Origin of the sequence: Veillonella sp. T34266-5 (assembly GCF_002959815.1) — a bacterium.
GTDB lineage: Bacteria > Bacillota > Negativicutes > Veillonellales > Veillonellaceae > Veillonella > Veillonella atypica.
This window is the reverse complement of record NZ_PPCZ01000019.1, coordinates 57081-82800: the sequence shown is the minus strand read 5'-3', so window position 1 is coordinate 82800 and position 25720 is coordinate 57081. Positions and strand designations below refer to the sequence as shown.

General features: G+C 37.8%; 27 protein-coding genes and 1 tRNA gene. 26 read left to right on the top strand and 2 right to left on the bottom strand.

What is annotated here, in order from left to right:
* Positions 1-9 precede the first annotated feature (9 nt).
* The 6 genes from typA (at position 10) to VIHSUH07_RS06995 (ending at position 6788) form a co-directional block, all read left to right on the top strand.
* The gene (typA, locus tag VIHSUH07_RS07020; protein ID WP_009661616.1) at positions 10-1821 is read left to right on the top strand and encodes a translational GTPase TypA; all 1812 of its coding nucleotides are present in this window, start codon (positions 10-12) and stop codon (positions 1819-1821) included.
* A 264-nt stretch (positions 1822-2085) separates the two neighbouring features.
* Positions 2086-2808, top strand: a complete 723-nt coding sequence (locus tag VIHSUH07_RS07015; protein ID WP_105084410.1) for a DUF4198 domain-containing protein — start codon at positions 2086-2088, stop codon at positions 2806-2808.
* Positions 2809-2957: 149 nt separating this feature from the next.
* The gene (locus VIHSUH07_RS07010) at positions 2958-5204 is read left to right on the top strand and encodes an autotransporter family protein (protein ID WP_105084409.1); all 2247 of its coding nucleotides are present in this window, start codon (positions 2958-2960) and stop codon (positions 5202-5204) included.
* A 248-nt stretch (positions 5205-5452) separates the two neighbouring features.
* A complete protein-coding gene (locus VIHSUH07_RS07005) occupies positions 5453-6094 on the top strand; it encodes a flavodoxin family protein (protein ID WP_105084408.1) in 642 nt (213 codons plus the stop codon).
* A 36-nt stretch (positions 6095-6130) separates the two neighbouring features.
* Positions 6131-6589, top strand: coding sequence for a low molecular weight protein-tyrosine-phosphatase (locus VIHSUH07_RS07000; RefSeq protein WP_105084407.1), 459 nt, complete (start codon positions 6131-6133; stop codon positions 6587-6589).
* Between the two features lie 124 nt (positions 6590-6713).
* Positions 6714-6788, top strand: a tRNA-Arg gene (locus VIHSUH07_RS06995).
* A gap of 47 nt (positions 6789-6835) precedes the next feature.
* On the opposite strand, the gene VIHSUH07_RS06990 is transcribed toward VIHSUH07_RS06995, so the two are convergent.
* Positions 6836-7252 carry a hypothetical protein gene (locus tag VIHSUH07_RS06990; protein WP_105084406.1) on the bottom strand — a complete coding sequence of 139 codons (417 nt, stop codon included), beginning with the start codon at positions 7250-7252 and terminating at the stop codon, positions 6836-6838.
* Between the two features lie 298 nt (positions 7253-7550).
* On the opposite strand from VIHSUH07_RS06990, the gene VIHSUH07_RS06985 reads away from it, so the two are divergent.
* From VIHSUH07_RS06985 to VIHSUH07_RS06965, 5 genes are all read left to right on the top strand, one after another.
* Positions 7551-8270, top strand: a complete 720-nt coding sequence (locus VIHSUH07_RS06985) for a LemA family protein (protein WP_105084405.1) — start codon at positions 7551-7553, stop codon at positions 8268-8270.
* Positions 8271-8431: 161 nt separating this feature from the next.
* Positions 8432-9748, top strand: coding sequence for an RNA-binding domain-containing protein (locus VIHSUH07_RS06980; protein ID WP_105084404.1), 1317 nt, complete (start codon positions 8432-8434; stop codon positions 9746-9748).
* 217 nt (positions 9749-9965) lie between these two features.
* A complete protein-coding gene (locus tag VIHSUH07_RS06975) occupies positions 9966-10784 on the top strand; it encodes a class I SAM-dependent methyltransferase (RefSeq protein WP_105084403.1) in 819 nt (272 codons plus the stop codon).
* Positions 10785-10792: 8 nt separating this feature from the next.
* Positions 10793-11140 carry a nitrous oxide-stimulated promoter family protein gene (locus tag VIHSUH07_RS06970; protein WP_105084402.1) on the top strand — a complete coding sequence of 116 codons (348 nt, stop codon included), beginning with the start codon at positions 10793-10795 and terminating at the stop codon, positions 11138-11140.
* Positions 11130-11630: a folate family ECF transporter S component gene (locus VIHSUH07_RS06965; RefSeq protein ID WP_105084401.1), complete on the top strand. Its 501-nt coding sequence runs from the start codon at positions 11130-11132 to the stop codon at positions 11628-11630. Before VIHSUH07_RS06970 ends, VIHSUH07_RS06965 begins: the two co-directional genes overlap by 11 nt.
* 75 nt (positions 11631-11705) lie before the next feature.
* On the opposite strand, the gene VIHSUH07_RS06960 is transcribed toward VIHSUH07_RS06965, so the two are convergent.
* On the bottom strand, positions 11706-11984 hold the full coding sequence (locus VIHSUH07_RS06960; protein WP_105084400.1) for a glutaredoxin: 279 nt from the start codon (positions 11982-11984) through the stop codon (positions 11706-11708).
* A 182-nt stretch (positions 11985-12166) separates the two neighbouring features.
* Between VIHSUH07_RS06960 and ilvB the strand changes: the two genes are divergently transcribed.
* From ilvB to VIHSUH07_RS06890, 15 genes are all read left to right on the top strand, one after another.
* Positions 12167-13894: a biosynthetic-type acetolactate synthase large subunit gene (gene ilvB, locus VIHSUH07_RS06955; RefSeq protein WP_105084399.1), complete on the top strand. Its 1728-nt coding sequence runs from the start codon at positions 12167-12169 to the stop codon at positions 13892-13894.
* 8 nt (positions 13895-13902) lie between these two features.
* The gene (ilvN, locus tag VIHSUH07_RS06950; protein WP_105084398.1) at positions 13903-14415 is read left to right on the top strand and encodes an acetolactate synthase small subunit; all 513 of its coding nucleotides are present in this window, start codon (positions 13903-13905) and stop codon (positions 14413-14415) included.
* A 301-nt stretch (positions 14416-14716) separates the two neighbouring features.
* Entirely contained in the window at positions 14717-15304 is a 588-nt protein-coding gene (locus VIHSUH07_RS06945; RefSeq protein ID WP_016475868.1) for a beta-class carbonic anhydrase, read from the top strand.
* Positions 15305-15335: 31 nt separating this feature from the next.
* Positions 15336-15800, top strand: coding sequence for a hypothetical protein (locus tag VIHSUH07_RS06940; protein WP_105084397.1), 465 nt, complete (start codon positions 15336-15338; stop codon positions 15798-15800).
* Between the two features lie 91 nt (positions 15801-15891).
* Positions 15892-16377 (top strand): fibronectin type III domain-containing protein, encoded by a 486-nt coding sequence (locus VIHSUH07_RS09745; RefSeq protein WP_233187831.1) that lies wholly within the window; start codon positions 15892-15894, stop codon positions 16375-16377.
* Positions 16349-16996: a metallophosphoesterase gene (locus VIHSUH07_RS09740; RefSeq protein ID WP_233187830.1), complete on the top strand. Its 648-nt coding sequence runs from the start codon at positions 16349-16351 to the stop codon at positions 16994-16996. Before VIHSUH07_RS09745 ends, VIHSUH07_RS09740 begins: the two co-directional genes overlap by 29 nt.
* Positions 16997-17309: 313 nt before the next feature.
* The gene (locus VIHSUH07_RS06930; protein WP_105084396.1) at positions 17310-18497 is read left to right on the top strand and encodes a M20 metallopeptidase family protein; all 1188 of its coding nucleotides are present in this window, start codon (positions 17310-17312) and stop codon (positions 18495-18497) included.
* A gap of 64 nt (positions 18498-18561) precedes the next feature.
* Positions 18562-19572: an ornithine carbamoyltransferase gene (gene argF / locus VIHSUH07_RS06925; protein ID WP_105084395.1), complete on the top strand. Its 1011-nt coding sequence runs from the start codon at positions 18562-18564 to the stop codon at positions 19570-19572.
* Between the two features lie 60 nt (positions 19573-19632).
* The gene (argC, locus tag VIHSUH07_RS06920) at positions 19633-20583 is read left to right on the top strand and encodes an N-acetyl-gamma-glutamyl-phosphate reductase (RefSeq protein WP_105084394.1); all 951 of its coding nucleotides are present in this window, start codon (positions 19633-19635) and stop codon (positions 20581-20583) included.
* Positions 20580-21437 (top strand): acetylglutamate kinase, encoded by an 858-nt coding sequence (gene argB / locus VIHSUH07_RS06915; RefSeq protein WP_105084393.1) that lies wholly within the window; start codon positions 20580-20582, stop codon positions 21435-21437. Before argC ends, argB begins: the two co-directional genes overlap by 4 nt.
* An 89-nt stretch (positions 21438-21526) precedes the next feature.
* Entirely contained in the window at positions 21527-22714 is a 1188-nt protein-coding gene (locus VIHSUH07_RS06910) for an aspartate aminotransferase family protein (RefSeq protein WP_105084392.1), read from the top strand.
* A 131-nt stretch (positions 22715-22845) separates the two neighbouring features.
* A complete protein-coding gene (locus VIHSUH07_RS06905; RefSeq protein WP_005381886.1) occupies positions 22846-23028 on the top strand; it encodes a hypothetical protein in 183 nt (60 codons plus the stop codon).
* Positions 23029-23153: 125 nt separating this feature from the next.
* On the top strand, positions 23154-24332 hold the full coding sequence (locus VIHSUH07_RS06900; RefSeq protein ID WP_105084440.1) for a M20 metallopeptidase family protein: 1179 nt from the start codon (positions 23154-23156) through the stop codon (positions 24330-24332).
* Positions 24333-24524: 192 nt separating this feature from the next.
* On the top strand, positions 24525-25049 hold the full coding sequence (locus VIHSUH07_RS06895; protein WP_105084391.1) for a hypothetical protein: 525 nt from the start codon (positions 24525-24527) through the stop codon (positions 25047-25049).
* 12 nt (positions 25050-25061) lie between these two features.
* Positions 25062-25598 carry a DNA adenine methylase gene (locus VIHSUH07_RS06890; protein ID WP_105084390.1) on the top strand — a complete coding sequence of 179 codons (537 nt, stop codon included), beginning with the start codon at positions 25062-25064 and terminating at the stop codon, positions 25596-25598.
* Positions 25599-25720: the final 122 nt, after the last annotated feature.

Sequence of the window (25720 nt, the reverse complement as noted above, 5' to 3'; positions counted from 1 at the left end):
GAGGATCTTATGATTCGCGAAAATCTTCGTAATGTAGCGATTATCGCCCACGTTGACCATGGTAAAACTACTTTGGTGGACGCATTATTAAAACAAAGCCATGTGTTCCGTGAAAATGAAAAGGTAGCAGAACGCGTAATGGACTCCAATGATTTGGAACGTGAACGTGGTATTACTATCTTGTCTAAAAACACTGCCGTTATGCATGATGGCATCAAAATAAACATCGTTGATACTCCAGGCCATGCTGACTTCGGTGGCGAAGTAGAACGTGTACTTAACATGGTTGATGGCGTATTGCTTCTCGTAGACGCTTACGAAGGTCCAATGCCTCAAACTAAATATGTTTTGCGTAAAGCATTAGAACAAAAATTGAAACCAATCGTTGTTATCAACAAAATTGACCGTCCTGACCAACGTGTTAAAGAGGTGGAAGATGAAGTTCTTGAATTGTTCATGGAACTTGAAGCTGATGATGACCAACTAGATTTCCCTGTAGTATACGCATCTGCTCGTGCTGGTGTGGCTAAAACTAACTGGGATGACGAAGCTGTAAATATGGAACCATTGTTTGAAACATTGATTAAAGAAATTCCTGCACCACAAGGTGATTTGGAAGGTCCTCTTCAATTCATGGTTACTACACTTGATTACGATAACTTTATCGGTAAAATCGCAGTAGGCCGTATCGTTCGCGGTAAAATGAAAACTAACCAACAAGTAGCTATCATGACTGGTGAAAGCACTCGTAAAGCGAAAATTGGCCGCGTATATACATACAATGGCTTGAATCGTGTTGAAACTGATGAAGCACAAATGGGTGATATCATTGCATTCGCTGGTATCGACGATATCAATATCGGCGAAACTGTAGCAGATGCTGAAAATCCTGAAGCATTGCCATCCATCTCCATCGACGAACCAACATTGTCCATGGTATTCTCCGTAAACAACTCTCCATTCGCAGGTCGCGAAGGTGAATTCGTTACATCTCGTCACTTACGTGATCGTTTGTTCCGCGAAGTAGAAACTAACGTTTCTATGAAGGTAGAAGAAACTGATTCTGCAGATGCTTTCAAAGTATCTGGCCGTGGCGAATTGCATTTGGCTGTATTAATCGAAACTATGCGTCGTGAAGGCTATGAATTACAAGTAGGTAAACCTCGCGTAATTTTTAAAACTATTAACGACAAATTGTGCGAACCATTAGAAGCATTGACTATCGACGTACCTCAAGAATTCATGGGTACTGTAATGGAAAATCTTGGCCAACGTAAGGCTGAATTGACTAACATGGTTGAGTTAGCTGGCTACCTTCGCATGGAATTCGTAATTCCTGCACGTGGTTTGATCGGTTTCCGTGCACAATTCTTAACAGCTACAAAAGGTAATGGTATCATGAACCATGTATTCCATGGTTATGCACCATACAAAGGTGAAATTCCGTCCCGTACACGCGGTGCCTTAGTAGCATTCGAAAATGGCGAAACTACACCATATGGTTTGAACTCCGTTCAAGACCGTGGTACATTGTTCGTTGGTCCTAACCAAGACGTGTACGCAGGCCAAGTTATCGGTGAAAATACTCGTGAACTTGATATGGATGTTAACCCATGTAAGAAAAAACACGTTACTAACATGCGTTCCAGCTCATCTGATGAAGCAGTTCGCTTGACGCCACCTCGTATCTTCTCCTTGGAACAAGCTCTTGAGTGGATCAATGATGACGAACTTGTTGAAGTAACACCTGAAAGCATTCGTATGCGTAAAACAATCCTTGATCGTGCTGCACGTGCGAAAGCTGCAAAAAATAAAAAATAATATCTATACAAGATATATGAAAACGACACTCTTGGTGAGTGTCGTTTTTGTATTTTTATAAGATCTAGGTATTCCTATTTATTATATGCATATGAAAGTTAGATGATAAATTTATCATTTATGATAGATAAGCATAGTAATGCTTGTATATATAAAGTATGCATAATAGCTTGATTATACGGGTATAGGTATATACGAAACCTCCATAAATTTGTATAATAATAGCAAGTTTGTTGATATAAGTTATTGATTATGGAGGTTTTTATGAATAAGAAATTATTAGCATCCTTATTTGCTGTAGGTTTGGCTGCAGGCTGTGTATGTTCTTCTGTTGATGCACATGGTGTGTTCTTCGCTAATCGTACAGATGAAAAAGTACTTGTATTAGGTGAAGGCCCTGTAGATAATGCCTATAGTGCAGATATGGTAAAAAATATTACTGGATATGATGTGCAAGGCAAACAAATTCCAGTACAAGTTGTTAAACATGAAAAAAATGTAGCTATTGTTCCGCCAGCAGATCTTGGTGTTACAGTAACTAATTTTGACTATGGCTACTGGACTAAAACTAAAGATGGCAAAATGATTCATAAACCAATCACAGAAGTTCCTGGTGCTGTTAAGAGTACTCATGCCATCAAATATGATATTCATTACTGGAATCCACAAGCTAAACCATTTGTAGATAAAAATGCATTTATTCAAATTGTACCTTCTGTTAATCCATTGACTTTAAGAAAAGGTGATACATATGAAATCCAAGTATTTAAAGATGGTAAACCATATGCCAATGCACCTCTTATTAAAGATTTAGTAAATGATTTGACTGGTGAAGCTAAAGCTGATGAAAATGGTAGAGCTACTGTAGCGGTTACTGCTGATGGCCTAAATGTAGTGGGTGTTGAAGTTGCATTCCCTACACAAAATAAAGGGGAACAAAATAAATACTTTAGTGCATTGTCCTTCCTTATTTCTCCTGAAGAATAATAATTATTATTTCTAGTACTTACCGAGTGTGTGAGTTAATAAAAGCCCTCCTAAGTTGGACTTAGGGGGGCTTTCTATGTTTTGAGAGTATATAAATCAGTCTGTTGAGAGTGTAAATTAAGATTGACTAAGAAAGAAGAGAGAACTTTATGAAATTACAACGTCATGTATCGGCAGTCATGGCTGCTTTAGTGTTAACAGGTTTATCTTACTCTGCTGGGGCCACTGATATTAATGTATCGAGTGATAAAGCAGAAGAATTACTCGGTTTAACGATGGGTTCCCCAGTGCAAACGCAACCTGAGGTTAAACATATAGAAGATACGTTAGCCGTAAATGTACATGGTAAAAGTTTGACGGAGGAAGGTAAAACTAAAAATGTAACAGGCATTTATAATGGATTTGGGTCCCAGTTAACGGTAGATAAGGATTTAGTGGTTCGTCTTAAAAATGATGCGCCTGCTTCTAAACGAGAACTTGGTCATTATTATATGAGTGCTGTGTATGCTGGTTACGGTGGGAAGGTGCCACGTCTTAGCAAGGATAATCCGGACCGAGATTTTGGGGATACCAATATCCACGTTAAAGGTAATGTAGATATCGATGCTATTGGCTCTGGTTTACAAGTCAATCAACGAGGTCATATCCTTGTTGATGGAGGCGGTAAGATTATCACTCATCCTGTAGAAACATCTGATACCTATTCTGTAGTAGCAGAAGAAGGGGATGTATATGTTAATGCAGGCGCTGATGGCAAACATCCAGGCACTCATGACTTAGTTGCTGTTGGTAATGTGGGCCTTATCAACAAGGATTATGGCCGCGATCCAAATCACAATGTTGAACCAACTAATATATCACTAGCTTTCACAACACCTAACTCTAGCCTTACCGGTGCTGTTTTGAATGAATATGCTGAAAGCAATAAAAATCCACATAATTCTGGCGCCGATATTTATCTACAAAATGGGGCTACTTGGAATAATGAATGGATTGGCATGGAACGACCTACTCCTAAAAAAGAACGTCCTTCTGGGGATAATGAGGCGTACCTATATAAGGGGAGTAAAGTACGTAATCTTGTAGGTGGTGCAAATCCAACAGCAGCCGGTATTATTCATCCTATCGATGCTCGTCCAATCACGATTCAAAACTATAATGGTTTTGTAAATGTTGATTACAAAGCAGGTGTGCCAGCGACCGAAGCTAGCAAAGGCCAAATCATTATTCAACATGCTGCCGATAATAGCCACATCACAATACAAGGTGATAGTACTAAGAATTTGACTGATGATGCAAGTTATCGTGCAGAAATGAAATCGCTAGCTAATAAATTGCAATATACGGGAAATGATAAGAAACTAGCTACAGCTGTTCAAGTTAATGAAGGTATTACAAGACCGGCTGCTATTACGGAACTTGGTACAGATGCATTTGATGCACAAGGTAATCTGGTTGTAGGTAATACGGCGACTGTTAAACACTCTGGAGAATCTTCATTGGTAAGCGGTACTAAATCTGCTCTTGCATCTACGGCTATGGCATGGCGTAATAATACAAATGATTTACAACGTCGTTTAGGCGACCTTCGTTTAGCTAATACAGATCAAGGTGTATGGGCTAAATATATTGGTGGTAAATCAAAGATTACAGATGGTGCTGATGCTCGTATGACCTATAATGGTGTACAACTTGGTTACGACCATAAGGCATCAAATGGCTGGATTTTTGGCGGTGCCCTAGATTACAGTACATCTAGCAATTCCTATGCCGTTGGCAGTGGTGATGGTAAAATTGGTGGCATTGCGCTATATGGCACAAAACAACATGATGATGGTCGTTACCTAGACATCATCGCTCGTGGAAACCGATTGTCCAATAATTACAAACTTTATTCGGTAGGTGGACAACGTGTGAACGGTGATTACCACACATTTGGCACATCCTTGAGCGCCGAATACGGTAAGCGCATTAAGAAACAAAATGGCTTCTACATCGATCCTAGTGTAGAATTCATTGTAGGTCGTTTGAACGGCGTATCCTATGATGCTAATATTGTCGGTGGTGGCTCCATGCATGTGAAAGCTGACGGTGTTAACTCCGCTGTGGCTAGATTAGGCTTTGGTATTGGTAAAGAAACAGAAAAATCCAATATCTTTGCAAAACTTGCATTGGCTCATGAATTCTCTGGTAAGATGAATACAACCTATTCCGCACCTGGCAATCCAACAGTGAATACTGAACTTGATTTGAAAGATACATGGCTCGATGCTGAAATCGGCGGTTCCTGGAGCGTTCGCCCTAGTACATACCTATATGGCACATTTACGAAAAACTTTGGTGCTACTATAGATAATACATGGCGTATCGATGCGGGGGTACGACATAATTTCTAATTGAATAATACATTACCTAATTATTTTGTAGTTTAAAGCCAGAGGCTGTAACAAAACAGCCTCTTAATACTAAAAAGCTATCAGTTGATTTTATATCATTAACTGATAGCTTTTGTTATTCCTTCTTTAATTCTGAAAAGAGGGTTCGGGCATCTAAATCTATTGATTTAACAAATTCATTTTTCTATGCTAATATATAAAAGCTAGAGCTTATACAACTTCTTAAGTAAGAATTAGGAGAATAGAATATGAAAGTTTTGATCGTAAATGGTAGTAGCCATGTAAATGGTACAACAATGCAAGCTATACAAGAGGTACAAAAGGTATTCAGCGAAGCCAATGTAGAGACAGAGGTCATTCAGCTTGGCAACAAACCTATTCGAGACTGTATTCAATGTGGCTATTGTTTTGAACATGGTGAATGTGTATTCAAAGATGATGAGGTAAATGCTTTCGTAGAAAAAGCGAAGGATGCAGATGGATTTATTTTTGCCACACCTGTATATTATGCACATCCAAGTGGTCGCATTTTATCCTTTTTAGATCGTGTGTTTTTCAGTGCAGAAAATGTAACACCAAATCCATTTGCCTTTAAACCAGGTGCATCTATTGCCGTAGCTCGTCGTGGTGGTACAACTGCATCCTTTGATGTACTTAATAAATATTTTGGTATTTCTCAAATGCCAATTGCAGGCTCTACATATTGGAATATCAGCCACGGCCTAGTAGCAGAGGATGCTAAGCAAGATGAAGAAGGCATGCAAACCATGCGTAACTTGGCTCGTAATATGATTTGGATGATGCGTAGCTTTGCGGTAGCTAGGGAGCAAGGTGTACCATATCCAGATACTGATGCAGAGACAAAAGTATCTACGAATTTTGTTCGTTAATAACTTATTGCTTGGTGTGGTGTTAAAGGAGATATAATGATTAATGTTTTATTTATCTGTCATGGCAATATTTGTCGTTCTACAATGGCAGAATTTTATATGAAGCATATCGTTAACGAGGCAGGTTTGACTGATTCTATTTATATCGAATCTGCTGCCACATCTCGTGAGGAGATTGGAAACGATACCCATTATGGGACTAAGAAAAAGCTAGATGAAATGGGTATTCCTTATACTCGTCGTAAGGCTCGCCAAGTGACTGTAGATGATTACCATACATTTGATTACCTCATCATCATGGATGAAAATAATGCACGAAACTTACGTCGTATTATCGGTGATGACGTAGACTCTAAGGTGTATAAGGCTATGGCCTTTGTTGGTGAAAGCCGAGATGTAAAGGATCCCTGGTATACGGGAAACTTTGACGAAACTTATGATGATGTCAGTCGTAGCTGTGATGCACTCTTACAGGGTATTAAAAAGAATATGTAAAATAATACGCCTCTATTATTTCATCGATTAGCTAATGATAGGGGCGTATGTTATATATCCATGTGCTAATATACTTTATACTATCGAAGCATGCTGTAATATGGTATAATTCTTTAGTACACATGCGCCTATAGCTCAGGGGATAGAGCGCCGGTCTCCGGAACCGGGTGCGCAGGTTCGAATCCTGCTAGGCGCACCAATAGCAAACGGCTTCTCGAAATTTCGAGAAGCCGTTTTTGTATATTACTATCTATATTTATTACACTGGATTCCTCTAGATCTAAATTCCTTCATGAGTATGTCTATTGATTTATCAATGATTTCTTCGTTAGATATATATACCATTTTTTTGTAATAGACAGTACCATCAAATTCTATCCAACGACTTGTCTTACCATTTATTTTGCAAATCTTCATTCTCCCGGCCCAGCTACCCATGCTGCGGAATTTTTTGCCTTTAGAGAAACGCACTTCGCGAATATCTTTTAATTTATATTTTTTTCTTACTAATCCAATGCCTATAGAGACTTGATCATCTTTAAAATAGAGAAGTTTATAACGTTCTTCAGGCGACATGGATTTAATCATAGATAAGTTATAAGTAGCAAATGCCACGGCAATAGCAACTAATACAAACATTAGGATTAGTATATAGGTTCCCATACTTTCAAGTCCTCCTTTTCTTTATTATAATAAATATAAGTGGTGTACGAAATAATTTTTATCGTTAACATTGAAGCGATATTTGTATGTATTAATAGGAGAAAAATGAATGGACATACATGAACGTACTACTAAATGGAGTAAAGGTATATCTGAAATGTATTCTATAGTTTGAACTTTATGAATGAAATTTCATATCAGTTATATATTTGATATGGTATAATGTTGCCAAATTATTCATGTTGTTCATGTTAGTTTGGTTTTCATTATAGTATTACAGATATGGAGAGAGGATTATATGAGTTCATTAATATTTCTGCTGATATTAGCATTGGTAATTTTCTTTATTAAGCAATATAATACATTGCAAAAATTAACTGTAGAGATTAAAGAAGCTCGCGCTAATATTATCGTAGCTTATGAGAAAAAGGTAGCTATTATCAATCAATACTCTGGTTTAGTTGATGAATATGGCGATTATGAGAAATCTATTCAATTAAAGGTGTCTGATAATTTCTTGGAAATGGCACGTGCAACGGCTAAGGCAGTTCAAAATATTACGGCGTTGGCAAATCAATTTCCTGAATTAAAAGCAGATTCTCAATATGGTAAATTTTTGGAAGCGATTAGTGCTAATGAGACTTTCATTTCTGATAAACGTGAAATTTATAACTTCCAAGTAAAAGAATACAATAGTGCTATTGCACAAATTCCAATGGTATTTGTAGCTGCTATGTTAGGCTTTAAACAAGCACCATTCTTTGATCCTAAGAATGAAGAGGCTCTTGCAGAATTCAGTGGGGCAGATCCTGAGGCTATCAAAAACTTAGCTAAAGAAGGTACTGATAAACTTAGAGATACATTCGATAAGAAACCTGCTGAATTTAAACCTCAAGAAAAACCTGAACAATCTGAACAACCAACTAGTGTAGAAGAATTAGAACAACAAGTTTTAAAACAAAATGAGCTTGGTAAATCTGTAGATACAGAAGAAACTAAGCAAGAGGATAAAAAATAAATTATCTAACTATAAGGGACTATACCTTATGCAAATATATTGCATGTGGGTATAGTCCCTTTTGATGATTATTGGGAAATAATGAAATATATTGTTTTCTAATCATTAAAATAGTACAATGTGAGTAGAGTAGATTAGATTAGATTAGAAAGGAGGCTTTTATGTATAAAGAATCGGAAATAATAGAATTAAAAAGAGAATATACAGCGGATATTCGTAAGGAGATTATTGCCTTTGCTAATACTAATGGTGGTACTATTTATTTTGGTATTGATGATAATGGCGATATTGTAGGTATAGATGATTGTGATGCTCTTATGTTGAAAATAGGTAATTTAGTGCGAGATTCCATTAAGCCAGATATTACTGCATTTATTCATTACGATAATTTGGTAGAGCATGATAAAAATATATTAAAAATTACAGTCCAACGTGGCACGTTAAGACCTTATTATATTCATAGTAAGGGATTAAAACCTAGTGGTGTATATGTGCGACAAGGTTTCGCTTCTGTGCCAGCTAGTGATATGTTAATTAAGGATATGATTCGCGATACTGACGGAGATAGTTATGAAAGTGCTAGATCCTTACAACAAAAATTAACATTTAAACGGTTAAAACATGAATTTGATGATAAAACTCTAGCCTTTAATGATCCGCAAAAAAGAACCTTAGGAATTACTGAATTTGATGATATTTATACCAATCTGGGGTTACTATTGTCTGATCAATGCCCTCATGAATTGAAAATAGCAGTATTTCAGGGAACAGATGGATATATTTTTAGAGATAGGCGTGAAATCAGAGGGGCCTTATTAGATCAATTATATGAAGCGTACGAGTATATAGACAATCGAAATGCAGTTAAAGCGACCATTGAAGGGCTTCATAGAAAGGACAAACGAGATTATCCGCAGATTGCTATTCGTGAAGCATTATTAAATATGCTAGTTCATAGAGATTATTCGTATATGGCTAGTCCAACCATAGGCATATATGATAATCGTATTGAGTTTACATCGCTTGGCGGTTTGCCACCTAGAACTAGTTTAGACGATATTTTATTAGATGGGTTTTCATTGTGCCGGAATCCCAAATTAGCTAATGTATTTTATCGGTTAGAATTAATTGAAGCCTATGGGACAGGCTTACAAAAAATTATGGATGCCTATAAAAATAAAACAGTTAAACCTCAAATTATTGTGACTACTAATGCATTTAAATTAATATTACCAAATTGCAATATTGATGAGCCTATATCTGAACATAATGTACCTAAAATTAGCTATCAGCAAGAAGAACAGATCATTAATCTAGTTCGTGATTGTGGAAGCATCAAACGGAGTGATGTTGATACAGAATTAAAAGTAGCACAGGCCACGAGCGGTAGAGTGTTACGACGATTAGTGGAGAAGGGGCGACTTAAACAGATTGGCAAGGGACGTTCTATACGATATATTTTATCCGATACAATGTAAATATATAGAATAGGATATTCGATACTTTAGATAATATATGTAAATGTGACTATAGTAACACAAATTTTATTGAGAATAATATACAATAAAAATATAGAATAAAAATATAGTATCCATATAAAAATCTGAACTGCCCATTTGGAACGATAGGGCTATATGGATATTGTGTTAACTATATTTACAGTCACATATACAGTATCATAGTAGAGGATATAATATGAATAATACAATACAAGAAGTATCCGTTGATCTCCATGATTGGCGCGATGAACAAGCGTCTTGGAATAATCGATCTAAATTTTTCGTAGAACTACATAATCGAGCAGATCGTAAGGCACAGGTAACTGACTTTCTCTCATTTTTAAAGGACGAACATCTATTACCGCCAAATGGTGGGACTGCCCTCGATATTGGTTGTGGTGTCGGCGATTACGCACTTGGATTAGCTAGAGAAGGCTATAAAACTACGGGCATTGATTTATCCGATGGTATGATTCATGGTGCAAAACAACTGGCGGATACAGAAGGCCTTGATGTAAGTCTATATATTGCACCATGGTCTGAAGAAACTAGGCAGACATTAGGCTGGGATAAAACCTTTGATTTGGCATATAGTATTTTTTGTCCTATTATGTTTGATGTAGAGAATATACGTTCCATGCATGATGCAAGCCATGATACATGTCTATGGATTGCGTTTAGTGAACGTATGGATGAAACGGTAGATATGTTGTCAGAATATTTCTTCGGGCGAGATTCATTTCCGTGGACTGGTAAGGTGAAAGAATGTTTAGATGCTATTCATGAGATAGGTCATAATGTGAAAGTTACCTACAAAACAGTTCCTGAAACAGAGGTTATGAGCATCGATAAAGCGGTAGATTATTTTACATTGCGCCTCCACAATAATGAGTGGGGGATCATAGAAGATATGAAGCGAGAAATTAGACAACTCATTGAACCCCGTACTATAGATGGTAAAATTCATAATAAAACAGTGGATACGGTTGCATGGGTATCGTGGTCTGTTAATTAGGAGGTATTATGACAGTAGAAGAAAAGCGTCAACTAGAATTGAAAACGATGCGTCAAATTATTGGCATCTATTGTCATGATAAACATCATACGCAGAAGGGAAAATTGTGTGAGAATTGTGAACAGGTATGGCAGTATGCACAACATCGTATTGCTGTCTGTCCACATATGGAACATAAAACATTTTGTAGCGTATGCAAAACTCATTGTTATGCGCCAACGTACAGAGATAAAATTCGTGAAATTATGCGCTATGGTGGGCCTAGAATGTTGTTTGTATCTCCCATTCAAGTTATTCGTCATATGTATTTAGAGTGGAAGGATAGAAAAAGGAGCGACACATTCCATGAAAACTGATATGATTGTAAAGACAGGCATATTTGTAGCATTGACGGTTTTACTATCTTATATATTTGCTATTCATACTACATTTATACATATCACCTTTGGATTTTTATCAACTGCCATATTTGGTATTCTTTATGGGCCTATGGCAGCAGGAATAATGGCTGCTATTGCCTGTTTTATAGGAATGTCTCTATTTGGACAAGGGGTGTTTTTTCCCGGATTTATCATATCTGAATTTCTAGTAGGTTATATATATGGGTATTTTTTACATGGTCGTGATATTACATTAAAAAAATTACTGTTACCAGAAATAATTGTTACTGTATGTATTCATTTAATATTGAATACATTGTGGTTAACAATATTTTATAACAAAGCAGTATCTGCTATATTTGTTGGACGTCTTATTAAAAATATCATTTGCTTCCCCTTAGAAATTGCATTAATCTTAATTGTGTATAAGGCAGTCAGCAAGTTCATGGTACAAAAAAAGTTATAATTTTGCCGTATACAAAAATGCACCACTAACATTAGCTTGTATGTTAGCGGTGCATTTTATTGATTACATAGATTTTTATGCAAGGGCTTTGTCGAATACAGATTTGATGTATGCTTTAGTTTGATCATAGCTTTCACCAGGTTGTGCTTCGTATTGTTTGTCTGTACCGAACCAAAGATTAGGGTAGTATTCATAAGGGTGAGTTTTGAATAATTCATGGGCATTTTGATCTTCAACCCAATCAATTTTAATTTTTTTATAGGCAGGATTTTCTGCTTGTAATTCTTCGATTGCACGGAATGCATTATGGCAATAAGGGCAGCCATTTAAGTGAAAACCTAAAATTTCTTTCATAGTATTCAGTCCTTTCAGAAAATATGACTAAATTTAGTGATTTATTGAGTTATTTCATACTCACATCAAGTAAGATATGATATATTAAAAAGTATATCATAAATTATAACAATATTCAATTTTTTAGATATATAATCTATTAATGTATTTATAGGATGTTAGACATATGTAGGAGGATAACTATGATTTCAGGTGCCGCATATGTGGTGAAAGCATTGCAAGAGGAGAATGTTGAGTTTTTATTCAACTATCCTGGTGCAGCAACCATCGATATTATGGATGAATTATACAAACAAGATCAGGTGAAAGTAATTTTACCTCGCCATGAGCAAGCATTAGCACATGCTGCCGATGGTTATGCACGTAGTACTGGCAAGGTCGGCGTTTGTATGGTTACATCGGGCCCAGGTGCAACAAATCTTGTTACTGGTATCGCTACAGCTTATTCTGATAGTGTGCCAATGGTATGTATTACCGGTCAAGTTGATTTGTCCTTAATGGGGAATGATGCATTTCAAGAAGTAGATACAGTTGGTATAGTTCGTAATGTTAGCAAATATGCAGTGACAGTTCGTGATCGTAAAGATTTGGGTCGCATTTTGAAAGAAGCCTTTTACATTGCTCGTACCGGTCGCCCAGGTCCTGTTTTAGTAGATATTCCAAAGAATATTCAAAAAGCGATGGGGTCTGATGTATATCCAAGTGAGGTCAATATTCGTGGCTACAAGCCAAATACAACTGTTCATATTGGTCAGGTGAAGAAGGCTTGTTCTGTTATTGCTAAGGCTAAACGCCCTTTATTCTTATTAGGTGGTGGTATTAGCATCAGTGGTGCTAATGAATTGATGACACAGCTGGTAGATAAAACGGGTATTCCTGTAGTCACTACTTTGATGGGGAAAGGGGCTATTAGTTCACGTCATCCATTGTACTTAGGCAATGTAGGCATACACGGTGGCTATGCACCGAATGTAGCCCTTACTGATTGTGATGTGATGATTTCTATTGGCACTCGTTTTAATGACCGTATTACTGGTAAATTAAGTACATTTGCACAAAACTGTAAGATTGTACATATCGACGTAGATGCAGCATCTATTTCTAAAAATATTAAGGTAGATATTCCAATCGTAGCAGATGCAAAACTAGCGATTGAGGCTTTATTAGAATATATTGGACCACATGATTTGGGGGATTGGCCTAGTCAATTACAACAATTAAAAGAAGAACGACCTATTACACAAGCTGGTGAAGTTGGGCTTACACCACAAAATATTATTGAGTATATTAATAATCATTATGATCGTCCTGTTGTGGCTACTGATGTAGGGCAAAATCAATTGTGGACTACGCAGTTTTTAGAAATTGAAGGTAATCATCAATTATTGACGTCTGGTGGTCTAGGTACGATGGGTTATGGATTCCCTGCGGCTATTGGTGCCCAATTTGGGAATCCTACAAAACGCGTATTCGCCATTTGTGGGGATGGGGGCGTGCAAATGAATATTCAAGAGTTTGCAACAGCTATGCATTATCATTTGCCTGTTACGTTAGTTGTTATTAATAATGGGTATTTAGGTAATGTGCGTCAGTGGCAACAATTATTCTATGATAAACGCTATGCATGTACTAATTTGTTGATGGATGAAAGCGCTATTGTCACTCGTGATATGATTGATAATGATGAATTTGAATATGTACCAGATTTCGTAAAATTGGCAGAAGCATATGGTGCACAAGGTGTTCGTGTTACAAAGATTGAAGAGTTGGAAGATGCCTTTAAACGGGCGGATGCTTTTAAAAAAGGACCAACCTTAATCGAATGTATTATTCCAACAGAGGTAAATGTATTGCCGATGGTACCGGCTGGTAAATCATTGAGTGATATGTTATTAAAGGATAAAAAATAGGAGGGGCTATGGAATTGCATTTAGAAAAACGCTGCATTTCAGCATATGTAGAAAACCAAATCGGCGTATTGGCAAAAATTTCTGGCCTCTTCGCTGGTAAAAATTATAACCTAGATACGTTGACAGTAGGCGAAACAGAAGATCCTACTATGTCACGTATGACCATTGAACTCACCTGCGACGATTTGACATACGAACAAATCATCAAACAACTTAATCGCAGTGTTGAGGTCATTAAGGTTATTGATTTTACAGACATGGCGATTACCAAAAAAGAATTATTATTCATCAAGGTTAATAGTTGCAAAGAAGCAGATAAACAAGAAATATTCCGCATTGCAGAAACCTTTGATCTAAAAATTATCGACTACAATCGAAAATCTGTACTAGTACAATGCGTAAAAACAGTATCTAAAAATGATGATATGATTTCTTTGTTTAAAGACCTGTTTGTTAATCGTATCGAAGTTGTCCGCGGTGGTAGTGTTGCAATCGAGGCATTGGCGACTCCGGATCGCTAGTGACATATAGGTCTAGAGTATTCGGGTTGAGTAGCCCATACTTGCTCGCTCCACCGGCCGGGTCTGACTTCGCCCTTCGGGCTTCGCAGGGCCAAAGTTTGGCGTTCAGCTCATACTTGCTCGTTCCAGCTACCTTAACGGTCTTCGGCCGAGGGCCTCGACCTAGTAAAGTCACTGCGCTAGTATGAGCTTCACTCGGACAATAATCTCTATTCGTTTTATGGTATAATAAAATATTGAATGTATTAAATATAGAGACCTTGCTTTAATTTAGACAAGGTCTTTTTGAGTAGGAGGATATATGAGTTTATTAGAAGATATTTTGGCACACAATCGTGAGTATGTAGAGGACCAGAATACTGGTTATGTAGAAACGGATACAAAATGCAGTAAGATGCCGAGCCGGCAGATGGCGATTGTAACGTGTATGGATACGCGCCTTGTGAATTTCTTAGAGGATTCCATGGATATTGGTCGTGGTGAGGCTAAGATTGTTAAGACAGCAGGTAATTGTATTACAGGGCCTTTTGATGGTGTTGTTCGTAGTTTGTTGGTTTGCATTTATGAGTTAGGTGTTAACGAAATCTTTATCATCGGTCATCATGAATGCGGTATGGCTAAAACAACAGCTAAAAACTTAACAGAAAAAATGTTAGCTCGTGGTATTGCACCAGAAGCGATTCATATGGTTAAAAAGGAAATGGAACACTGGGCGGATGGGTTTACACATCCTGCTGAAAATGTAGAGGAAACAGTGGACGAATTGCGTATGAATCCGTTGATTCCAAAAGACGTACCTGTTCATGGTCTTATTTTCCATCCTCGAACTGGTGAAATTGAGGTCATCGTCAATGGCTATACACAAATGAAACAATATTACGAAAAATAGTAGCTTAATTCTTTAATAGAGGTATTGTGAATTGAGTAATATAGATAGATTAGATATATTTGAGGTAGCCTGTAAACATTTTCTCGCAGATTTTTCAAATTTTAAAAACCTCATTTCTACCCAAGTTCAATCGTTAGACGGTCTAGAATGGTCTTTTGATAAAGGTTCCACTAAAGTTTGTAGTGCTGATGAAAAGGGGTTGAAGAAACGCTGCAAAGTTGGCGTAGCATATAGACTACAGGTTGAGTTATCTAAAGTTGATGCAGAAACTATTTGGACGGAATTTAGTCGATTTTGGGGTGCTACTACTTTAAATCAGCTTGAAAGAGTATATAGTAATGAGGAATTAGGGCGCTATCAATTTATAGCTAATAATACTTTAGGTGATGAGATTACCTGTGATATTTATTTACCTAATGAATGGAACATACCACAATTAAATATGTTGGGATGTATTTCTGCAAGATATAGAAATGTGGATGTTCAAGAAGTATAGAAAAATCTTATTTGACTTAAAGTTAACTTTAAGTTTTATAATGTGTTCATATTAAACATTAGTAGAGCTATTAGGTTAATAAAGGAATTAAATGAACAAAAGAAGCTTAATTATATCTATATTAGCTATTGTTATCTTGGTTGGAATAGCTACAGGAGGCTATCAATATAAAGATGTCATACAAAGTCGAATCGCTCAGACTGCAGCTGTAGTAAGTGGCCAAGAGATAAAACCACTCCTTGATTCTGAAAGCCGTTATATTCGACAAATCGTAGCTCAAGATAATAGCACAAGTCGTACTATAATGTGGCAATCAGATAGTAGCGAAGCTGATGCGGTTATTGAATATCGCTTAGCGGGCAATGAAAACGTGAAATCTATCGTGGCTACAGATACTGCTTTCACAGATGATGGTAGCACTACGTATATTCATGAGGGGACAATTACGGATTTAACACCTAATACGAAATATGAATATCGCGTTGGTTATAGTACAGACCGCCGTAGTGATTGGTATTCCTTTGGCCCCTACATTGAGCAATCACGAGATGTATACGCTAGATTGGAAGATGCGTGAGCCTCGTGCCTATTTGAGCTATTTTGATGTGCCGAATAATGGTAATGCCACATTCGACCGCAGGTATTATTCCTATGATTATGGCGATGTCCATTATGTTGTGTTAGATACGCAGTTATATGAAAGTACTCATGAGGATAATCACGATACACATCACCCTGATTTATACGATGTACAGGTGCAGTGGCTACGACAAGATTTAGCGTCGAATACGAAGAAATGGACCGTAGTACTCATGCATCGAGATCCATTTCAATATGCCTTTGATCGACCTGGCGCTAGCCGCGCAGCAGGCTTTGATGAAGAAGGTGTATTATTTATGCCTATCTTCGATGAGTTTCATGTAGATTTAGTCTTATCCGCTCATCTACATTCCTATCGTAATCGTGGCCATGTACGAAGCTTTGACCGCGATCCAACAGGGCCTTTATACATTCTTACCGGTATAGCCGGGGATGCGCGGCGTCCTAAGTGGAAACAACACCCCCTCGATGTATATGTAATACCAGATCGAGAGGTAAGTAATTATATGACTATGACGGTTACACCAAATCGATTAGTTGTAAGAGCCTTCTTGGCTGATGGTACACAGGTAGATGAGTCTGTCATTGAAAAATAAGAATATGAGATTGAATGATATTAAATAAGACCATATACAATGATATAAGACAATACAAGTTATAGACACCTTCTTTTGGGGGTGTCTTTTTGTGTGTTTATACATATCATCTTCTATGATTTGATTAAGTTCATTCAAATTACAGCTTTAAGGATTATGATTAAAATTAATTCATAATATAACAAATAAAAATACAAAATATATGTATAAAACTTGAATAATATAAGTGATAGTATTATAATACGTACATAGGTTATAAAAATACACATTAAATGTATAAAATATACATACTGTGTATAAAGGAGATAACGTCATGAATACATTACAAGATTTAATAAAAAAATATGCAGCACAATATAAAGAACAAGTTATAGCATGGCGTCGACATATTCATAGTCATCCAGAATTATCTGGTCAAGAAAAAGAAACATCTTTATTCATTCAAAAGACTCTTGGAGAACTAGGGATTCCATTTGTCAATGATGTTTCAGATTATGCAGTTATCGGTGAAATACAGGGAGCTCACACAGGCCCTGTTATTGCATTACGGGCCGATATTGATGCATTGCCAATCCATGAAGAGACGGGTCTACCTTTTGCATCACAAAATGAAGGTGTTATGCATGCATGTGGCCATGATGGTCATATATCTATTTTGCTTGGTGCAGCTGCGATTTTGCAATCTATAAAAAATCAATTACATGGCACGGTTAAACTTGTATTTCAACCTTCTGAAGAGGAGGCTTTAAATCCAGGTGCACAAGGTATCGTAGATAGTGGTATCCTCAATGATGTAGATGAAATCTTTGGCCTTCACGTATGGCCTCAATTGCCGGTAGGGACGGTAGGCCTTAAGAAAGGTCATCTTATGGCGGCATCCGATCATTTTCTCGTTCATATTCACGGTAAATCTACGCATGGTGCAGAACCTCACAATGGTATCGATGCCATCGTGGCTGCGGCCAACTGGATTGTTAATGTAGAATCCATGGTGGCCCGTGAGACGAATCCAATGGAAAATCTCGTATGCACCATCGGGGTAATCAATGGTGGTGACCGCTATAATGTAGGCTGTGGCGATGTATACCTCGAAGGGACATGTCGTACCTACGAACCAGCAAAACGTGACTATATTGAACGTCGTTTAGGTGAAAGTTTACAAGCTTTGGATATGATGTACAAAACAAAGAGTACCTTAGATTATAAACGCGGCCACGGAGCGACAACGAATGACCCAGATGCCATCGACTATGCGACATCGATTGTAGAAAAATACCTCGGCAAGGACGCCGTAGTACATCCAGAACATCCGTCTATGGCAGCAGAAGATTTTTCTGCATACTTACACAAAATAAAAGGCGCTTTCCTTTGGTTGGGAACTGGTTTTGAAGGCAATCCAGCACTTCATAATGCAGGATTTACCATTGATGAAAAGATTTTAGAATCCGGTATTACCATGATGGCTGCACTGGCTGCAGAATATTTACAACCAAAACAATAGCTTTCACAAAATGACACATACTAAAATCATTTGAATATATATTGTATAGATTGAAGGAGTTATCATGAAAATTTTACATAATAAATCATTTAAGACAATGCTAGATTACACACCAGAAGAGATTAAATATTACTTAGATCTAGCTGCTAAATTAAAGGCAGATAAAAAAGCGGGTACAGAAATCAAAACGATGGAAGGCAAAAATTTCGTACTCATTTTTGAAAAGGATTCTACGAGAACACGGTGTGCCTTTGAAGTAGGTGCGGCAGACCAAGGGGCGCATACGACATACCTTGGACCTACAGGATCCCAAATGAATAAAAAAGAATCCTTAAAGGATACGGCGCGTGTTCTTGGTTCCATGTATGATGCTATTGAATTCCGTGGCTTTGACCAAGAAGACGTGGATACATTGGAACAATATTCAGGCGTACCTGTATGGAATGGCCTAACCGATATGGATCATCCTACACAAACATTGGCTAATTTCCTTACATTGCAAGAAAATATCGACAAGCCATTGAACGAAATTTCCTATGCCTATGTAGGCCATGGTCAATCCAATATGTGTAACGCTTTGATGAGCGGTGCCGTAAAAATGGGCATGGATTTCCGCCTCATCGGTCCTAAACAATTCTGGCCAGCTGGTCCGTTCTACGAAGAATGCTTGAAGGTAGCAAAGGAAACAGGCGCTACGATTACATGCACAGATAATGTGGCAGAAGGTGTTAAAGGTCTTGATGTGATTTACACAGGCGTATGGGTAACGATGGGCGATACTTACGATATGTGGGAAGAACGGATTAACCTCTTTAAACCATTCCAAATCAATGCGGACATGATGGCCTTAACAGGCAATCCAAATACAAAATTTTGTCACTGCTTGCCAGCATTCCACAATACGGAAACGCAAGTTGGTAAAGATATTTTTGAACGATTCGGCATGAATGGTATCGAAGTAACAGAGGACGTATTTGAAGGTCCAAACTCCTTGGCATTCCAAGAAGCAGAAAATCGCTTGCATACCATTAAGGCGGTTATGGTTGCTACATTTGGCGATTATCCAATGAAATAATAGTTAGCATACAGATGACGGGAGAGGTCATCTAGCACGTATAGTAAAGAAGGTTATCATATGAATCCATATAAGGTATTTATCGTAGGTCACGAAGGAACGACGGGCCTTAGAATTCACGAACGGCTATCCGGTCGGAAGGATATTACATTATTATCCATTTCCGATGAGGACCGTAAAAATATTGATGTTATTGCGAGCATTGCAAAGGACGCGGATATCGTGTTCTTGTGCTTGCCTGATGCGGCCTCCAAAGAGGTGGTGGCGGCTATTGGCGATTACCCTTGCAAGATTATCGACACATCCACGGCGTTTAGAACGGCTGATGATTGGGCCTATGGCTTTCCTGAACTTGGTGAAAGCTACAAAAATGATATTAAAACGAAACAACATATCGCTAATCCTGGCTGTCATGCAAGCGGCATGATTGCATGTATTGCACCTCTTGTGAAAGCAGGTATTGCCCCAGCAGATTATCCTTTCACCATTACATCCCTCACAGGTTATAGCGGTGGCGGCAAGAAGATGATTGGTCAATACGAATCGGAGCCAAAGGATTATTTCCTCTACGCACCACGTCAATATGGTCTTAGTCAACAACATAAACATTTGCCAGAAGTAACTCATGTATGTGGCCTTGCAGAAGCGCCAATATTCATGCCTATCGTAGACGATTATTACAGCGGCATGGAGGTCAGTGTTGGCCTACATACGCGTCTATTAGCAAAACCTGTTACCGTAGAAGATGTGCATTCTGCATTCGTAGATTTCTACAAGGATAGCACTATCGTCAAGGTAGCACCACTTAACTTAGAAGAAGACAATAAACAATTGTTAAATGCTAATAAACTAAGCAATACGGATGGCATGGTCATATCTGTTACTGGCAATAATGACCGCATGGTCGTTCACGCTATTTTTGATAATTTAGGTAAGGGCGCTTCTGGTGCAGCCGTACAATGTATGAACATCGCACTTGGATTGCCAGAAGAAACGGGGCTTTCACTATGAACAGTGTAACAAATGCAATGCGGGCGCACATCTTAACGGCGGCCGTTCCATATATCAAACAATATACAGATAAATATGTAGTCGTAAAATACGGTGGCAATGCCATGACGGATCCGGAACTCAAAAAATCTGTTATGAACGATTTGCTACTACTCCAATTAGTGGGGGTGAAAGTAGTCCTCGTTCACGGCGGTGGGCCAGATATTAATAGCACCTTGGAGGCTATGAATATTGAATCGAAATTCAGCAATGGCTTGCGCGTTACCGACAAAGAAACGATGAATGTAGTCCAAATGGTGCTTGCTGGCAAGGTCAATAAAGGCCTCGTAGCAGACCTCATCGGCTTTGGTGGCCGTGCTATCGGCCTTTGTGGCGTGGACGGTGAACTCATTCAAGTACACAAGAAAAATGAAGAACTTGGCTATGTGGGGGAAGTCGATAAAATCGATCCAAAAGTTATCGACGATGTCATCAGTAAGGGCTATATTCCGGTTATTTCTTCCGTTGGTTGTGACGCAGAAGGCAATGTATATAATGTCAATGCCGATACAGCAGCTGCAAAGATTGCAGGTGCCCTCAATGCGGAAACCATGGTGGCCATGACGAATATCGATGGCGTACTACGAGATGTAAACGATCCGAATTCCCTTATTTCAAAGATTACTCTTGCTGAAGCGGAACAGTTGAAAAAAGAGGGCGTCATCGCTGGTGGCATGATACCAAAGGTAGACTGTTGCTTGGAGGCCATCAATGCAGGGGCTCAAAAGGTTTTCATCATCAATGGTGAAATTCCACACGCCATCCTCATCGAATTATTAACCGATGAAGGTCTTGGCACAATGTTTGTAAAGTAATATAGTAGATATAACGATGGTAACATCATTTGCCATCGTTACATTGCGTATAGATAGACGGCGGCTAGGCCGTACGTTTGGAGGATATGATGAGTAAGACACAAGATTTTGAACAACAAGATAAAGAATATATAGCCAATACGTATGGCCGGTTTAATGTTTGCTTTGAAAAAGGCAAAGGTTCCTTATTATGGGATGTAGAAGGAAAAGAATACATCGACCTTGGTTCTGGCATTGGCGTTACAGCCTTTGGTGTAGACGATGATGAATGGTCCAAGGCAGTGATTGCACAAACTCATGCATTAAACCATATTTCAAATTTATATTATTCCGTACCACAAATTAAATTGGCTGAAATGTTATGTAAACAGACAGGCATGAAAAAGGTATTCTTCTGTAACTCTGGTGCCGAATCTAATGAATGTGCTATCAAGGCAGCTCGTAAGTATAGCCATGACAAATACGGTGATGGCCGTAATGTCATCGTTACGCTCGTTAATAGCTTCCATGGTCGTACGGTAACAACCTTGTCTGCTACAGGTCAAGATGTGTTCCATCAACATTTCTTCCCATTTACAGAAGGATTTGTTCATACGCCTGCTAATGATATTGATGCAGCTTTGAAAGTCCTTGCTAATCCCGCAGTTTGCGCCATCATGATGGAACCAATTCAAGGTGAAGGTGGCGTTATGCCTCTCGATAAAGAATTCGTACAAGCTGTTACAACATATGCGCATGAACACGATCAACTCGTGCTTATCGACGAAGTGCAAACAGGTAATGGTCGGACTGGTAGCTTGTATGCATATGAACAATTTGGTATCGAACCAGATATCGTATCTACGGCTAAGGGCTTAGCTGGTGGCTTGCCTATGGGTGCAACCTTATTCAATGAAAAAACGCAATTCGTATTAACTGCAGGTGCGCATGCTACTACATTTGGCGGTAACCCAATCTGTGCGGCTGCAGGTTGTACCATCATTGAACGGTTAACACCAGAATTTTTGGCTACTGTGAAAGCTAAAGGTGATTACGTAAAACATGCCTTAGAAGGTAAACCAGGCGTGGTTGGCGTAAGCGGTATGGGCCTTATGATTGGTATCGAAACAACAGTAGATCCTAAAGATGTCATTGCTAAATGTCTAGAAAAGGGCGTAGTATGCTTATCTGCTAAAAATAAGGTTCGTTTGTTGCCAGCCCTTAATATCCCTCAAGAACAACTAGAAAAAGCAATTACCATTTTGGCTGATGTAATTGGTGAATTGGCTAGTAAATAGTCTTACGTTGACAGATCCATTCGTTTTGTATGAATAATTGATAAATAGATAGATAAAATCCGATGAATATGTAGACTTTATATTCTATTCGTGATAACCTAGAATAAATAGTCTATATTGGAGGAGTAAATATGAATACAGAATCCTTACGTAATGATGTATTGGTTCCTGCTGTTGCTAAAACATTAGACATTGCAGCAAAAGTAAAACCAACAAAAGATGAGCTCTGCACAACTGCAAAAATTACAGCAGCTGTAGCGGTAGCAACTGCTGTTGTATCCTTGGCGGTACAAGCAGTATTGCGCAATCGATAAGAAGCATAAAGAAAACGACATGGCGTTGCCTGTCGTTTTCTTTTACATTTACCCTGTTATTCCCTTAACTATTGGGATTTCTTTTTTATGTATATATTTGGGCTAAACGCTAAGGAGGCGATATGATGCATAGTCGCGATTTAATTGAACAATATAAGTCCTATGTACAAGACTGGCGTAGGTACTTTCATACACATCCGGAACTCAGTAATGAAGAATTTGAAACTACAAAAACCTTGGCAAAAGAATTAGAGTCTATGGGCGTAGAGATTCATGTTGATGAAGAACGTGGAACCGGACTTATCGGCATTATTCATGGTGCTAAGCCAGGTAAGGCAATAGCCCTTCGTGCAGATATTGACGCATTGCCTGTACAAGAACACAATACATTTGATTTTAAATCTGCTGTAGATGGCAAGATGCATGCTTGTGGTCATGATGGTCACATGGCGATTTTGCTTGGTGCAGCTAAGATGCTTATCTCTATGAAAGACCGTATTGAAGGTGATGTATACCTTGCTTTCCAACCAGCAGAAGAAACGGGGGCGGGTGCTCCTGATTTTATAAAGTTTGGAGATTGGTTTGAGAAAATTGATGCTATCTTTGGCGGTCATGTATGGATCGATTTGCCAGCTGGACTTATTTCTGTTGAAGAAGGGCCACGCATGGCGGCTAGCAGTAAAATTACAATCCGCGTAAAAGGCAAACAAGGTCATGGTGCACAACCACATCAAGCTATTGATGCAGTTGTCGTAGCCAGTGCTATCGTTATGAATCTGCAAACCGTAGTATCTCGCAATGTGAGTGCCTTAGATTCTCTTGTGCTCACCATCGGCAATATTCACTCTGGTTCAGAATGGAACGTTATCCCAGGCGAAGCACAAATGGGTGGTACAATCCGTTTCTTTGATCCTGCACAAGAGGACCATTATGTAGAATCTATACGCCGCGTTGTAGAACATACTGCATTAGCTTATGGTGCTACGGCTGAATTGATTTATGAAAAGAAAGTGCCTCCAACCATTAATGACGCAGCAGCCAGTGAACTGGCTGAACGCGTTGTTATCGATACACTAGGCAAAGAAAAACTTTCCAAAATGCGCAAGGTAATGCCAGGGGAAGACTTTGCTTGGTACTTACAAGAAAAACCAGGGTGCTTTGCCTTTATTGGTATCCAAAACCCAGAGGTAGGCGCCACCTTTGATCACCATAACAATCGATTCACCATGGACGATAGTGTACTATCTGCTGCATCGGCAGTATATGCGGAATATGCTATTGCGTGGTTGAAAGAGCATAAGTAATATATATAGCCTTATTAGTATCTTCGGATATTAATAAGGCTTTTTCTGTATTTTTCGTTTTTATCAAGATAATGATAAATAGAAGTATTAATATATTCTGATTATTATGCATCTTTACCATTCTATTTGTTATAATTATGAATATAAATATATATTTATATATGAATTTATACAAATACGAGGAGTGTTATTATGCCTAGAAATATTAATATTGTTGGCGGTGGATCACAGACTAATTCTAATGGTTTAAAGTTTGAGCAATCTACTTTATTAGATGATGTATTACGAGAGAAAGATTATATCGTTAAAGATTGTTATGTGTATTCTGGAGAAAATAAACCTATAGGAATGTCTGTGCATAAGAAGAAATTATATAGTGAGTTTTTAGAAAAACATAATCTTGATTATCGTCAATTTAATTCAAAAGGTTGGGAACCAGATGATTGTTATATTAGTTTTAAAAATAAGACTGCTTATATTATTGAAAAGAAGTTTCAGAAAAGCCATGGATCTGTAGATGAGAAATTGGCCACATGTCATTTTAAATTATTAGAGTATCAAAAATTATTTTCAGCTCTTGCATATAAAACTACATATATCTTTGTACTTAGTGATTGGTTTAAACGTCCTGAGTATAGAGATGTTTTGGCTTATATAAACTTGATGGGGTGTTTCTATTTTTTTAATGAGATTCCAGTAGATTTTTTGGGACTATAAGGAGGTATTATTATGGAACGAATTGAAATTACAAAATCATTTTCTAATAGTGGTAGTAGAAATGATGTCAGGATGAGAGTTGTTAATGAATTTGCTAAAGAATTACCAGGATATGGAAATAAAGATAAGGCATCTAGATATATTTATTATGTTGAGACACTAGAGAATGGAGATAGAATATATCTTCAACGACCAGCAAATTTACATAATGGATTTGATTTTCTTGTTTGTGTAGAAAATATTAATTATGCTGAGGGCACAGGAAAACGAAGACGTAATTATCCCAAACATACGGATATTGAAACAGATTTGGTAAATAAGAAAAATGAGAATCTAGAATTATATCGTAAACTTTATGATTTGATAGACGATGTTTATAATTGTAAGGATATTTCATCAGAGGAAATAGCAAAGCTTACTTTTACTACGGGATATTCTGCTGAACATATTTTAAAAGTATTGAAATGGTTATTTATTGAACAGGATATTAGATACTGGAATTATTCTGGTAGAGCAAAGACTCGGGGGATTATTCCTACAAAAGACTAGAAAAGATTGTGATACCTGAGAATAGTTAATTATAGGAAAATCTTTAAAGGAGAAAATAATACTTTTGTAGAATGTAATATAAAGGAATTACTATATAAATTTATTAAAATCAATTGCTATCC

Coding starts and splice junctions, on each gene's coding strand:
- argB (WP_105084393.1), top strand. CDS start 20,580: ATGAACAGTGTAACAAATGCAATGCGGGCGCACATCTTAACGGCGGCC.
- VIHSUH07_RS09740 (WP_233187830.1), top strand. CDS start 16,349: ATGTATACGCTAGATTGGAAGATGCGTGAGCCTCGTGCCTATTTGAGC.
- VIHSUH07_RS07000 (WP_105084407.1), top strand. CDS start 6,131: ATGATTAATGTTTTATTTATCTGTCATGGCAATATTTGTCGTTCTACA.
- VIHSUH07_RS06970 (WP_105084402.1), top strand. CDS start 10,793: ATGACAGTAGAAGAAAAGCGTCAACTAGAATTGAAAACGATGCGTCAA.
- VIHSUH07_RS07005 (WP_105084408.1), top strand. CDS start 5,453: ATGAAAGTTTTGATCGTAAATGGTAGTAGCCATGTAAATGGTACAACA.
- typA (WP_009661616.1), top strand. CDS start 10: ATGATTCGCGAAAATCTTCGTAATGTAGCGATTATCGCCCACGTTGAC.
- VIHSUH07_RS06910 (WP_105084392.1), top strand. CDS start 21,527: ATGAGTAAGACACAAGATTTTGAACAACAAGATAAAGAATATATAGCC.
- VIHSUH07_RS06895 (WP_105084391.1), top strand. CDS start 24,525: ATGCCTAGAAATATTAATATTGTTGGCGGTGGATCACAGACTAATTCT.
- VIHSUH07_RS06900 (WP_105084440.1), top strand. CDS start 23,154: ATGCATAGTCGCGATTTAATTGAACAATATAAGTCCTATGTACAAGAC.
- VIHSUH07_RS07010 (WP_105084409.1), top strand. CDS start 2,958: ATGAAATTACAACGTCATGTATCGGCAGTCATGGCTGCTTTAGTGTTA.
- VIHSUH07_RS06960 (WP_105084400.1), bottom strand. CDS start 11,984: ATGAAAGAAATTTTAGGTTTTCACTTAAATGGCTGCCCTTATTGCCAT.
- VIHSUH07_RS06975 (WP_105084403.1), top strand. CDS start 9,966: ATGAATAATACAATACAAGAAGTATCCGTTGATCTCCATGATTGGCGC.
- argF (WP_105084395.1), top strand. CDS start 18,562: ATGAAAATTTTACATAATAAATCATTTAAGACAATGCTAGATTACACA.
- VIHSUH07_RS06945 (WP_016475868.1), top strand. CDS start 14,717: ATGAGTTTATTAGAAGATATTTTGGCACACAATCGTGAGTATGTAGAG.
- ilvN (WP_105084398.1), top strand. CDS start 13,903: ATGGAATTGCATTTAGAAAAACGCTGCATTTCAGCATATGTAGAAAAC.
- VIHSUH07_RS06980 (WP_105084404.1), top strand. CDS start 8,432: ATGTATAAAGAATCGGAAATAATAGAATTAAAAAGAGAATATACAGCG.
- argC (WP_105084394.1), top strand. CDS start 19,633: ATGAATCCATATAAGGTATTTATCGTAGGTCACGAAGGAACGACGGGC.
- VIHSUH07_RS06905 (WP_005381886.1), top strand. CDS start 22,846: ATGAATACAGAATCCTTACGTAATGATGTATTGGTTCCTGCTGTTGCT.
- VIHSUH07_RS09745 (WP_233187831.1), top strand. CDS start 15,892: ATGAACAAAAGAAGCTTAATTATATCTATATTAGCTATTGTTATCTTG.
- VIHSUH07_RS06990 (WP_105084406.1), bottom strand. CDS start 7,252: ATGGGAACCTATATACTAATCCTAATGTTTGTATTAGTTGCTATTGCC.
- VIHSUH07_RS06930 (WP_105084396.1), top strand. CDS start 17,310: ATGAATACATTACAAGATTTAATAAAAAAATATGCAGCACAATATAAA.
- VIHSUH07_RS06985 (WP_105084405.1), top strand. CDS start 7,551: ATGAGTTCATTAATATTTCTGCTGATATTAGCATTGGTAATTTTCTTT.
- VIHSUH07_RS06890 (WP_105084390.1), top strand. CDS start 25,062: ATGGAACGAATTGAAATTACAAAATCATTTTCTAATAGTGGTAGTAGA.
- VIHSUH07_RS06965 (WP_105084401.1), top strand. CDS start 11,130: ATGAAAACTGATATGATTGTAAAGACAGGCATATTTGTAGCATTGACG.
- ilvB (WP_105084399.1), top strand. CDS start 12,167: ATGATTTCAGGTGCCGCATATGTGGTGAAAGCATTGCAAGAGGAGAAT.
- VIHSUH07_RS07015 (WP_105084410.1), top strand. CDS start 2,086: ATGAATAAGAAATTATTAGCATCCTTATTTGCTGTAGGTTTGGCTGCA.